This is a genomic window from Endozoicomonas sp. ALB115 (assembly GCF_049310245.1).
Classification (GTDB): domain Bacteria; phylum Pseudomonadota; class Gammaproteobacteria; order Pseudomonadales; family Endozoicomonadaceae; genus Endozoicomonas.
Window position 1 is genome coordinate 1 of the sequence record NZ_JBLYZG010000095.1, and the last position, 11,486, is coordinate 11,486.

8 protein-coding genes are annotated in these 11,486 nt (G+C 47.7%); 4 read left to right on the forward strand and 4 right to left on the reverse strand.

Annotation, left to right across the window (positions count from 1 at the left end; genetic code table 11):
• Window positions 1–125: 125 nt before the first annotated feature.
• Window positions 126–1,493 carry a glutathione-disulfide reductase gene (gene gorA, locus ACO6VE_RS22795; protein ID WP_422463631.1) on the reverse strand — a complete coding sequence of 456 codons (1,368 nt, stop codon included), beginning with the start codon at window positions 1,491–1,493 and terminating at the stop codon, window positions 126–128.
• A 699-nt stretch (window positions 1,494–2,192) separates the two neighbouring features.
• Here gorA and ACO6VE_RS22800 point away from each other — a divergent pair.
• Window positions 2,193–2,552 carry a nuclear transport factor 2 family protein gene (locus ACO6VE_RS22800; RefSeq protein WP_422447677.1) on the forward strand — a complete coding sequence of 120 codons (360 nt, stop codon included), beginning with the start codon at window positions 2,193–2,195 and terminating at the stop codon, window positions 2,550–2,552.
• A 470-nt stretch (window positions 2,553–3,022) separates the two neighbouring features.
• Here ACO6VE_RS22800 and ACO6VE_RS22805 read toward each other — a convergent pair whose 3' ends face one another.
• Together ACO6VE_RS22805 and ACO6VE_RS22810 are read right to left on the reverse strand one after the other, a co-directional pair.
• Window positions 3,023–4,705: an NAD-dependent malic enzyme gene (locus ACO6VE_RS22805; protein ID WP_422463633.1), complete on the reverse strand. Its 1,683-nt coding sequence runs from the start codon at window positions 4,703–4,705 to the stop codon at window positions 3,023–3,025.
• A gap of 685 nt (window positions 4,706–5,390) precedes the next feature.
• On the reverse strand, window positions 5,391–6,284 hold the full coding sequence (locus tag ACO6VE_RS22810) for a DMT family transporter (RefSeq protein WP_422463635.1): 894 nt from the start codon (window positions 6,282–6,284) through the stop codon (window positions 5,391–5,393).
• A 245-nt stretch (window positions 6,285–6,529) separates the two neighbouring features.
• Between ACO6VE_RS22810 and ACO6VE_RS22815 the strand changes: the two genes are divergently transcribed.
• Window positions 6,530–6,856: an ArsR/SmtB family transcription factor gene (locus ACO6VE_RS22815; RefSeq protein WP_101747555.1), complete on the forward strand. Its 327-nt coding sequence runs from the start codon at window positions 6,530–6,532 to the stop codon at window positions 6,854–6,856.
• A gap of 14 nt (window positions 6,857–6,870) precedes the next feature.
• On the opposite strand, the gene ACO6VE_RS22820 is transcribed toward ACO6VE_RS22815, so the two are convergent.
• Window positions 6,871–7,524, reverse strand: coding sequence for a hypothetical protein (locus tag ACO6VE_RS22820; protein ID WP_422447683.1), 654 nt, complete (start codon window positions 7,522–7,524; stop codon window positions 6,871–6,873).
• Window positions 7,525–7,799: 275 nt separating this feature from the next.
• On the opposite strand from ACO6VE_RS22820, the gene ACO6VE_RS22825 reads away from it, so the two are divergent.
• Both ACO6VE_RS22825 and ACO6VE_RS22830 read left to right on the forward strand, forming a co-directional pair.
• The gene (locus ACO6VE_RS22825) at window positions 7,800–10,082 is read left to right on the forward strand and encodes a zinc/cadmium/mercury/lead-transporting ATPase (RefSeq protein WP_422463637.1); all 2,283 of its coding nucleotides are present in this window, start codon (window positions 7,800–7,802) and stop codon (window positions 10,080–10,082) included.
• A 1,153-nt stretch (window positions 10,083–11,235) separates the two neighbouring features.
• Window positions 11,236–11,478: a helix-turn-helix domain-containing protein gene (locus tag ACO6VE_RS22830; RefSeq protein WP_422463639.1), complete on the forward strand. Its 243-nt coding sequence runs from the start codon at window positions 11,236–11,238 to the stop codon at window positions 11,476–11,478.
• Window positions 11,479–11,486: the final 8 nt, after the last annotated feature.

An 11,486-nucleotide genomic window follows, 5' to 3' on the forward strand; every position in this document is an offset into this window, starting at 1 on the left:
TACAAGACTCCTTATGAGGCATTCAAGGAGTTAACCGGAATAGATGCAAGAAAAATCATGGGTTATGCATTTATGACTTGAATTCAGGAGTTGTCAAAACAATTATCCTCCTCCACCAATTTGGCTCACCGCATAGTAACAAACTCCTCAGCAGAGGTTGGGTGAATAGCAACGGTGTCATCAAACTGGGCCTTGGTAGCTCCCATCTTTAAAGCCACAGCAAAACCCTGGAGCATTTCATCCGCACCGTGTCCAATCGCATGGATACCGACGATTTTTTCTTCTGCTCCGACAGTTATCAGCTTCATTCGTGATGGCTGGCGATGACGGGTCAATGCGCTGTACATGGCCGTAAACTGGCTGGTATACACTTTGACATTATCATCACCATAAGCTTCACGGGCAGCCAGTTCCGTTAAACCCACTGTACCGATCGGCGGGTGGCTGAAGACAACCGTGGCCACATTGTCGTAGTTCAAATGCTCATCCGGTTTATTATTGAACAGGCGCTCTGACAGGCGACGACCCGCAGCAACGGCAACCGGGGTCAATTCAACCTTGCCGATGTTGTCACCCACGGCATAAATGCCAGCGACATTGGTATTCTGGTATTTATCAACCGGAATGTAACCCCGGGCATCCACCGTAACACCGGCTGCATCAAGATTAATACCCGCAGTATGTGGCTTACGGCCTACAGCCCAGATCACCGTATCAACATTTAATAAGTTACCGTTTTCCAAATGAACGGTCAGACTTCCATCGTCTTCTTTTACCACTTCTTTTGGTACTGAATGGGTATGAAGCTGAGGACCTTCAGACGCCATTACTTCTACCAGCGTATCAGACAGCATCGCTTCAAAATTACGCAATGGCTTGTGTTTACGAACCAGCAAATGCGTTTCACTGCCCAGGGCATGTAGCACACCGGCCAGTTCAACAGCTATGTAACCCGCACCCAATACAGCCACCCGGCCAGGGCGCTCAGTCAACTCAAAGAAGCCATCCGAGTCGATACCGTATTCGGCTCCGGGAACATCTGGGATCAGGGGCTCACCACCGGTTGCAATGGTGATATGGTCCGCTGTGTAATGCTCACCATTTACTTCTACTGTTCTGGCGTCAACAAATCGTCCATAGCCGTTTATTACGGTAATTTTATTATTGCCCAGAACCCGTTCATAAGAAGCATGTATACGACGGATGTAAGCCTCCCGGCTGTCGACGAGCTTGCTCCAGCTAAATGACTTCAACTGCTGGTCAATGTTGATATCAAAGCCGTAGTCAGGTCCATAACGACAGGCATCAGCAATTTGCCCGGCAAACCACATGGCTTTCTTGGGAACACAACCTACGTTTACGCAGGTTCCTCCCAGATGCTTAGCCTCTACCAGCGCCACTTTTTTACCGTACATAGCTGCACGATTTGCGGAAGCGATACCACCGCTTCCGCCGCCGATTACCAGATAATCAAAGTGGTTTGATGTCGTCATTTTATTGTCCTGATCATTGCAGAGCCGACATAAGCCTGCCCTGAGAAAGTCTCTGATTACTATAAGGTCAAACTGCCCGATTTAAAGTATCAATGTGCATTTGATAGCTGACCAAATGAAATCATATTTGTTACATCTATTCCGAAGGTTACATCCAGGGGGTAAACGCAGTAACAGAAAAACTGCGCCAGACATCTGGCGATACAATATGAATGGCCTGTTTACCCCTTATTTACCAAGGCCTGCAGAGACATTTATAAAAGCTGGCACGCCACTTGTATTATGTCAGGAGAGAACAAAAATCGTCAGAACATAACAACAATAACAACGACGACTCCCAGCCTACAAAAATAATAATATCAGGCCGGGCCACTCAAGCAGACAGGTTTGCACGGTACCTTAAGGTAGCCGACAAACAGGGATAAGAAAGCCGAGAAGACTGACTGAGTCTGGTAACAGGCGGCAAAAGGCAGCGCGGGCATTCGACAGGGAAGAAATAAAGAGCTTCTGAGTATCTGTAAACCTGTCTGTTTGTTTATTTTTTCATTCTATAAACTTCTCCCCCTCCCCTTTCTTATTTAAATCTCTTCTTTACTCCCCGGAATCCAGCCTGTGACAACTTGAAGCAGGTCAATATGTCGAGTTAGTGCTATGTTGTAGGTTTGGGTATCTACTCACAAACCATTGGCATCTCAAATTATGACCAACGATGAACAAATCGAAGCCGCCAGAGCCTATATTGCTCTGTCCAATGCGCACAGGCTGGACTGGGTATCTCAAATGTTTGATGAAAGCGCCAGCTACTACTCTGCCTTTCTTGGTGACTTCCAGGGAAAGGCCGCCATTCTTGATATGATGACGGCTTTTTTTTCAAAAATCCCTGATGTGAACTGGCATGTTAACAGCTACCGCAGCCTGGATGGCTGTTGTGTAGAACTTGAGTTTGTCAGATCGGGTACTGATATTGCGTCAGATGAATCTGTGAACGTACCAGGGGTAGAAAGGATTTTTTTCTCCAAAGAAGGTTTGATCAGTCGTATAGAAGTGCATAAACCCTGAACCATGTTCGTCTGTTACCCGGGTTACACTCTTCACAACCCAGTACTCAAAAAGTAACAGTTTACCCTTTTTCCACGGAATGGGCTGAACGGTGCAGGAAAAATATTCCCCTTAAATATCAACAAGTTAAAAAATTACAAAGGTTATTGGCACACCCTTTGTATATGACCAGTCGCAAACCAAAAAATGCCAAATAATAACAACTACATGGCAAATCCTGACCACCAATAACAAAAACAACAGGTCGGTGATTAAAGCAGATAAGTTTGCAGGATACTGAAGGTCATCAACTGGCAAATTGCTGGAATGTTAATAAGATTGCCGCAGTTTTTTTAAAGACTGCAACACCAGGAAGGCAACGGGACATACCAGACACCTGTCAGTCAATAACAACAATAAAGATGCCTGGTAGTTTGTAAACTTATCTGCTTATCCTTTTCTACGCTGTAACGTAAATCCGGGTACTACTTTCAAGAATCAGACAGATGGACTCTGCAATATTCAGGGCTCCAGCGCTTGCCTCTGACTCTGGCTTCCAGAGTAGTTTGTTCACATTTAGGTGCCAGCCCCTCTTCCTGCGCTTTTCTGGCTACGGCAATCGCTATATCACAAGTCACCTGATGAATACGGTTCAATTCGGGCAGAAGAGCAGCGTCCGGATTCATAACCGTTGGCGAGGCCATGGCCAGTGTTTCCACCGCTGCATCCAGCATGCCGTCGGATACTCTTTCAGCGTCACTGGCCAAGACACCAAGACCCAGCCCCGGGAAGATATAGATATTGTTACATTGGGCGACAGGGTAACGGTTACCATTGTACTCAACCGGATCAAATGGGCTACCAGTAGCAATCAACGCCCGCCCCTTACTCCACTGAATAATATCTTCTGGCGTGGCTTCAACCTGGCTGATGGGGTTGGACAGTGGGAAGACAATGGGGCGCTCATGGTTCTCAGCCATTTTTTCAATGACTTCCCGGGTGAACAGACCAGGCTGACCTGATACCCCGATGATAGCGTCTGGTCTGGCGTGGGTGACGACGTCTGACAATCCGGGATTCTCCTCACACCCCCATTGAGAAAGCTCTTCACAACGTTGTACCAGCCGCTGCTGGAATGGCCGCAGGTCTGCCATCTGGTCATTCAGCACGCCATGGCGGTCAACCATGAAGATTCGCTGACGGGCTTCTTCTTCACTGAGTCCCCGGCCAACCATCAGGCGGATCAGCTGCTCGGCAATACCGCAACCGGCGGAGCCGGCACCAAGGAAGGCAATGGTCATCTCCTCAATGGACTTGCCTGCGGCTTTGGCCGCTGCCAGCAGTGATGCGGCAGTCACACCGGCTGTGCCCTGAATATCATCATTGAAAGAGCAGAGTTCATCCCGGTATTTTTCCAGCAGTGGTGTTGCATGGTCGATGGCAAAGTCTTCAAACTGTAACAGTGCTTTTGGCCAGCGACGTTTCAGTGCACGAATAAAGTCGTCCACGAACGCATAGTATTCATCGTCTGCAATGCGCTCATGACGCCAGCCCAGGTAATTCGGGTCATTCAGCAACTGTCGGTTATTGGTGCCGCAATCCAGGACGATAGGCAGTGTTTTGTTCGGTGCGATGCCACCCACCGCACTATAGAGAGACAGCTTGCCAATGCAGATCCCCATACCGCCAATACCCTGGTCACCCAGGCCCAGAATACGCTCACCATCCGTGACAACAATCACTTCAATATTGCGCTTGAAGTTGGCCAGCATGGCTGAGATATGTTCACGCTGGGGATAGGAAATGTAGATGCCTCTTGGTCGACGGTAGAGGTCACTGAAGCGCTGACAGGCCTGCCCTACAACCGGCGTGTAGATGATAGGCAGCATTTCCTGAAGATGACGTTGCAGGAGAGCATAAAACAGTGTTTCGTTGGTATCCTGCAATGCACGCAGGTAGATGTGCTTCAGCATCGGCGTAGGCTTGACGGAGAAAGACTTATAAGCTCGACGACATTGTTCCTCCATCGACTCTACCCTTGGCGGCAGAAGACCATGAAGGTCCAGCTCACTCCGCTCCTCCATAGAAAAAGCGGTCCCTTTGTTCAAAAGGGAGTTTTCCAGCAACAAACGGCCTGTGAGGCCAGTATGGATGCTATGGTCGTGTTCGCTCATTGTTTTCCTACGTTTTTTCAGCCGATGTGTCAGCCGTTTTTTCAACAAAAGTGTAACCGGAACTGCTGATATAACAGTCAGTGTCAGCAGGGGCACAAAGGATAATCCTTAGTGCAGGAGTAGAACAAACGGAATAACCGAAATAATCAAACATGTATAACGTCGGCAGCAACTGTCTGAAAAACAGACTGTCTCAACGATTTGATGGATTTTGCCCTGAGGCCAGGAACTGGTATTTGTTACCTTGCGGGAGCATTGTCACATTTTGTGGGGGCCAGGTAACAAATCACAACCGATGAACTGTACATATTTAATCATAAAAAAACACGCCATCATTCGGAAACCACGTACAGCAAGGCATAAGGGAATTATCTCTATTTTTGGCACAGCAGTTGTATTAGTTAAAGCAAAAAGAACAAAACACCCACCATAAAAACAATATCAGGGTTTGGTGCCGACTCATCAGAGCGTTTTATAACAAGAACAATAAAGAGTCGCCAGTAACAAGCAGATGGGTTTACAAGGTGCTTTTTTGCGGACGCAGCACCAACAGGGATACCAGAGAGCTTAGAAGATCAGCTAAATCCGGAGTATATCGGAAAGGCGGCCGGGCAAAACTGGGAATATGGAAGTTAAATAAAGCTATTTTCCACACAGCTTGCAAACCCATCTGTTTGTTTTCCTTTTAAGCCTTGGAGCGTCTAAGCTGCGACAGTAGCATCCCGGTCATCATCAGGACGCACCCTGAAAAACCTCTCAGTCCAAGCTGCTCGTCCAGCAATAACCAGCCTCCCAGTACCGCAAAAACAGCTTCCAGGCTCATAATGATAGCCGCATGAGAAGAAGCTGCATCTCTCTGGGCAATGATTTGAATCGTAAAAGCGACACCGGTAGAAAGAACGCCGGCGAACAGCAGAGGCCCTGCACTTTTTAGAATGGCATCAAGGCTGATGGGTTCCAGATAAAGAGCAACCATCATGCTGCATAAAGCGGTCATAAAAAACTGTATTAATGACAGCCTCAGCGGATGAACATGCCGGGAAAGCCAGCCAATAAGCAGTATTTGAATGGCATACATCAGGGCAGAGCCTAACGTCAGCACGTCACCTTTATTGAAATTCAGGCCATCCTGTACGGTCAGGAAATACAGGCCCGCCAGCGCAATGGCTCCACCCAGCCAGGTTGCAGGGCGGGTACTGTGCCCAAACCAGATCCCCAGTATTGGCACCAAAATGATATAGAAACCGGTGATAAAGCCAGAGTTACCCGCTGTGGTATACAACAGACCAACCTGTTGAAAGGATGAAGCAAGAAAAAGTACTACACCGGTCAATGGCCCCCATTTCAGCAGCAATTGACTGTCGTATTGCGTTTTATGGCCGGAGACGTTCTTTCCGGAGATGTTTTCCAATAGAAAATAAACCGGTAATAACGAGATAAAGCCCAGAGCAAAACGGCAGGCATTAAACATAAATGGTCCAAGATGCTCCATGCCTTTGATCTGGGCAACAAAGGCAAACCCCCATATTGCAGACACCCCCAGTAGTAAAACATCTGCTCGAAGCGCTTTGGTTTTCACAGTGCATAACCCGGCTTGTTGTGGCCATCCTTTTGCCAGGCTGGCCCGATTATTATTGATGAAGGCTTATACCGCTATCAGCGGCTTATCATTGTCGCCTGCTTTTTTGCTGAGAGCATTTTGCCACCAGCAGCAAGGCTCGAAAAGTGTTTATCGACGGATGATGCAAACCCGGGAAAATAGACTAAGCCCTCATGGCGCAATACCATTACCAATAATTATTTTCTTAAGGTTCGGACAAGCCTATGGTCGATATGCATCAAACCTGTTGTTCTCTGCTGCCTGAGCTGTCTGAACAGGACATGGGTCGACTGGCAAAAATTTTCCAGCTGCTGGGAGACACCAAAAGACTGCAGCTGGTCATTGCCTGTCTTGAAGAGCCACAGCCGGTATGCTGTCTATCGGAAATTTCGGGCATGTCGCAACCTTTAACCAGCCATCATCTGCGCAGTTTGCGGGAAGCCCGAATCCTGCGATCAACCCGCAAAGGAAAGCAGGTACTCTATGAGTTGGATGACCACCATATCCGTCATGTCATTCTCGATATGGCCAATCATGTTAAGGAGCGTTGATAAAATAGTACGGGTTATTGCTTGAGTTTATTTTCCTGGATGCTGAAAACCGCTTCGATATGAGGTCGAAGGATGGGTCTGTTTTCATGTAAAGCCATAGATAAGGCAATATCCACTTTGGAAAACTCACTGAGCTTGTTTTCCTGATTTTGCATCTCTTTGATGTGGTCGAATGCATTTTCAAGGTGGACTTTTGCCCCATGGGTAGTTGCACCCTCGGCAGGAGTCGTATCCCTGGAATGTAAGCCATAAAATTCGTATGCCACCATTCTTTCACCACTGGCATGGTGTAATGAGTTGAAGGCAGATGTTACCGAGCTGCTGGCAGCAGTGGCAGGGTTTTTTTTAGACGCGCCGTTTTGTACGCCATGCAAACTGAAAGCCTCAGAATCCTCTATCAATTTGCCAATCGTTTTTAAGTGGATCATTTCGTCAATTCTGGCCTGAAAATCATCCGCTGTGGCAATGTCTGCACTATGCTCTATCTTTCGCTCCGCCAGTGAGATTGATGGTTTGGAGTTATCCCCCGGGGCTTCAGGTATCTGCTTGATGGCCTCAGTGGTAGTCACCTGTTTATTGTCAGCGGTTTTACCCGGGGAATCGGACACAATGTCATTATTTGGAATAGTTGGTTGCGATGATGAAGGACTTGCGGGGATAGCGCTCATTATTCTTTCTCCTGATAACCATTCAGCCTGATTCAAAAATCCATTATTTCTGACATTCAGCTTAGCAGTGGATTTCTCCGCAGAGTGGTTACAGCAATACTCTTGGCAAATCGATCACGGGTGCAGGCTCCGGTCCATAATAAGAAAGTATTAATCGAACAGACGCTTGATAATTGCACAATGCACTTAACAATATTCATTTTGATGGCTTGACGCACCACAAATATAAAATTATTTTTATATAAACATATTTTTATATTATGACGAGTGAAGCTATGTCATCCTGCTCCGCAACCGACAGTGACAGCCCACAGAGTGACACAATGAAAAGTAGCTGTGCTGCATCTTCATGCTGCGGCAATAACACTCAATCAGAAGCTTCTTCAATAGAAAGTCAGACTTCTTCGGTATCCGGCAGTATGCAGCTAAGCTGGATCATCACTGGCATGGACTGCCCGGGCTGTGCCGCCAAAATTGAGAATGCCGTAAAGGGGCTGAACGGTGTGACTCAGGCTCGGGTCACCTTTGCAACAGAGCGCCTGCTGGTAGAGGTTGAAAATCGAGCAGGCATCAATGACGACATCCTTAGAACTCTCAAAGAACTGGGCTTTTCAGTTAAGGACGACGCCGCTTCAGAAACGGCAGCTGGCAGTGTCCTGAAAAAATACTGGCGCATTATGTCACTGGCTACGTTTATGCTGTTCGCGGTATTGATTCAGGGCACCTTTCCCGTTGCTGGCAACGTGTTTTTTTACCTGGCGACACTCTGGGGGCTCTACCCTGTTGCGACCAAAGCATGGCAATTAGCCAGAAGTGGCTCTCCCTTTTCCATCGAAACCCTGATGAGCATCGCGGCCATTGGTGCCCTGTTTCTGGGTGAAACCGTTGAAGCCGCCATGGTGCTTCTGCTGTTTATGATCGGTGAGCATCTGGAGGCATTTGCGGCAGGGCGGGCTCGACAGGGTGTCCAGAAACTGATGGCGCTGACACCAGAAACGGCTTACCGTATTGACCGCGATGGGCATAAAACAGAGGTTTCTGCCCATACGCTGACGCCCGGAGACATCATCGAAATATTACCGGGCAGCCGTCTGCCCGTTGATGGTGAACTCTTAACGCCTAACGTTAGCTTTGATGAAAGCGCACTGACCGGCGAATCCGTCCCTGTTGAACATAACCCCGGTGAGAGTGTGATGGCTGGCTCGTTATCGGTGGATCGGGTTGCCCGACTCAGGGTAATTTCAAAGCCCGGAGAGAGTGCGGTTGACCGTATCATCCGTCTGATCGAAGAAGCAGAAGAGCGAAAAGCGCCAGTGGAACGTTTTATTGATGCATTTAGCCGCTGGTACACACCATTAATGATGTTTCTGGCGGCACTGGTGGCTGTTGTTCCTCCGCTGGTGTTTGCCGGGTCCTGGGTCGAATGGATCTACAAGGCACTGGCACTGTTACTGATCGCCTGCCCATGTGCTCTGGTGATTTCAACGCCTGCTGCTGTTACCTCGGCCCTGGCCAGAGCGTCTCGCAACGGTGCACTGGTCAAGGGTGGTGCAGCCCTTGAACTATTGGGTTCGGTCACAACGGTCGCCTTTGATAAAACCGGCACACTGACGGAAGGAAAGCCTGCCGTTACTCACATAGCATCGTTTGACCGCTCAACATTCAATCCAGAGCCCAACCAAGAGCCCAACCCAGAGCAGGAAATCCTGCGACTGGCTGCAGCCGTCGAGTCAGGTTCAACACATCCCCTGGCCAAAGCCATCGTCGCCAGGGCTAATGAGATGAATATCAAACTCCCTGCCGCCGCAGACATTGTGGCCAAAGCCGGACTGGGTGTGCAGGGTCAGGTGGAAGGCAAAGCGGTGGTCGTTGGCTCACCACGACACTTACAGGACAGTATTGATCTGATTACAGGCGCTCAACAGAAACTTGAACAGCTTGAAGAGCAGGGTAATACCATTGCGGTAGTGACGTTTGAAGGGCATTTGGTGGGCTTTATTGCCCTGCGGGATGAACCAAAAGCCGAAGCTCCGAATGCTATCGCAGCCCTTAAAGCCATGGGTATCAACAGTATCATGCTCACTGGTGACAACCCACGGGCTGCGAAAGCCGTCGCCAGCCAATTGGGAATGGAGTATCGTGCGGATCTCCTGCCCGGAGATAAATCTGCTGAAATAGAGTCGCTGCGCAAACAAGGCCGGGTTGCCATGATCGGTGACGGCATCAACGACGCCCCTGCACTGAAGACGGCAGATATCGGCATTGCCATGGGATCGGGTGCCGACGTTGCTCTTGAAACCGCAGACTGTGCGCTGACCCATAACCGTGTGGCAGAACTTGCGGACCTTATTGGTCTTTCCCGCGCCACCATGTCCGTTATCCGCCAGAACATTTTCCTGGCCGTGGGCAGTAAAGCCTTCTTCCTGGTCACCACCCTGCTGGGCATGACCGGACTCTGGTTTGCTGTCCTTGCCGACACCGGTGCCACAGCCCTGGTCACCGCCAATGCCCTCAGGCTATTGCGAAATAAAAAAGCGAGCCCGGATATTTCATATTAACAACGGGGTAAGGATACCCCCTTTGCTTTCAATGAGTTATATGTATATCAATAGGTTAAGAATGCACTTTAGTACAACCATTAATGGTTGTTAGTGGTTACAGACAGCTTTTTTCGACACCTGAGAATAAAATATACGACAAAACTCTGTCGGTCTGGATGAATGGTTAGTTCATAAGTGAGTGATATTATAGGGAGAGTTTATAGGTGGGGGAGAGAGTGAGAGATCACCATCATTCTGGCTACACAGAACCTTCGTTCAAATTTGGTATTGGTGCCCAACTGAAGCGAGGCACCACATGACACTGATTTTTCACTATCTGATAGGATTAAACTGGCTATTGGCTAAACAGTACATTTTCTTTTTAGTGAGATTATGTCGAGTCTTCTCTATGTCAAATGAACCATATTTATGACATTGATCCCTGAAATAATGCTGTGCCTGGCGGCGACATCCACGATTCTCTACGGAACCTCTCTTGTAATTAGAGCAAACTGCATTGTAGTCAATCTTGTTATTTTCATAGCTATTAACGAACCTGATAGTAAACATCATGTTTATTGATATTCACTGACCAGCTATTAAAGCTAATAAATAAAAGAACGGCCATGACTTTAAACTTCAAGGAAATAGATTGCATTTTGTTGAAAACCACTAAAACACTTTTTATCATCAGTACTCTTAGCTCAGGAACTCATTTAAGCCCATGCACAATGAAAGGGTGCTCTCTCGGGTTAATAGCTGACTCAGCAATCAAATAGAACTTTGCCTGACATAACGTTAGACCACAGTTGTTCCCCGCGCCCCTTGCTATGGATAAGAGATCTTGTTTCCAGAAGTACTTCTGCCCCGGCTAATTTCCACCTCATTCGTGAACCGCATAGCCGTTGTTTGACCAATGTCTTACATGCTGCTTCTGTGACTCCGGAACCGATCGGCCAGTTTTGCTCCAGAGCCTCTTGATACTTCATTAAGTGATGATTGTTGGTAAAGTAGGTCACTGCTTTGTAACGCTTTTCTATCAGTGCCGTCGTCTTTTTTGGGAGTTCTGCTGATTCAATTTCCTTATTGATTTGTACCTATTATAGGTAACTACCGTCGTATGATATTATTCTCGCCTTCATACCTTCATACCTCCATAAATGAGGCAGTAATGAATAATATTGACGGTCGCAGGCTTTCAGACTCCATCAGGGAAGAAATTCGATTCAAAGCAATAAAGGACTGGAATGCAGGTATGAGTCCTACAAATCTTGCTCACAAGTATGGAACCTCAAGAAAAATAGTCTATCAATGGATAGACCGATACAAACTGAAGTGGTTTAATGACTTAGGACACCTCGTTAAGCACAATAGTACCATTGATGACGAGGTAGAAAGTGACAAAGCAGCGTAAGAATTATT

What these genes read in the sequence shown, in the direction of transcription:
- ACO6VE_RS22800 (WP_422447677.1), top strand. Translation starts at nt 2,193, where the DNA reads ATGACCAACGATGAACAAATCGAAGCCGCCAGAGCCTATATTGCTCTG.
- ACO6VE_RS22825 (WP_422463637.1), top strand. Translation starts at nt 7,800, where the DNA reads ATGTCATCCTGCTCCGCAACCGACAGTGACAGCCCACAGAGTGACACA.
- ACO6VE_RS22815 (WP_101747555.1), top strand. Translation starts at nt 6,530, where the DNA reads ATGGTCGATATGCATCAAACCTGTTGTTCTCTGCTGCCTGAGCTGTCT.
- ACO6VE_RS22820 (WP_422447683.1), bottom strand. Translation starts at nt 7,524, where the DNA reads ATGAGCGCTATCCCCGCAAGTCCTTCATCATCGCAACCAACTATTCCA.
- gorA (WP_422463631.1), bottom strand. Translation starts at nt 1,493, where the DNA reads ATGACGACATCAAACCACTTTGATTATCTGGTAATCGGCGGCGGAAGC.
- ACO6VE_RS22830 (WP_422463639.1), top strand. Translation starts at nt 11,236, where the DNA reads ATGAATAATATTGACGGTCGCAGGCTTTCAGACTCCATCAGGGAAGAA.
- ACO6VE_RS22805 (WP_422463633.1), bottom strand. Translation starts at nt 4,705, where the DNA reads ATGAGCGAACACGACCATAGCATCCATACTGGCCTCACAGGCCGTTTG.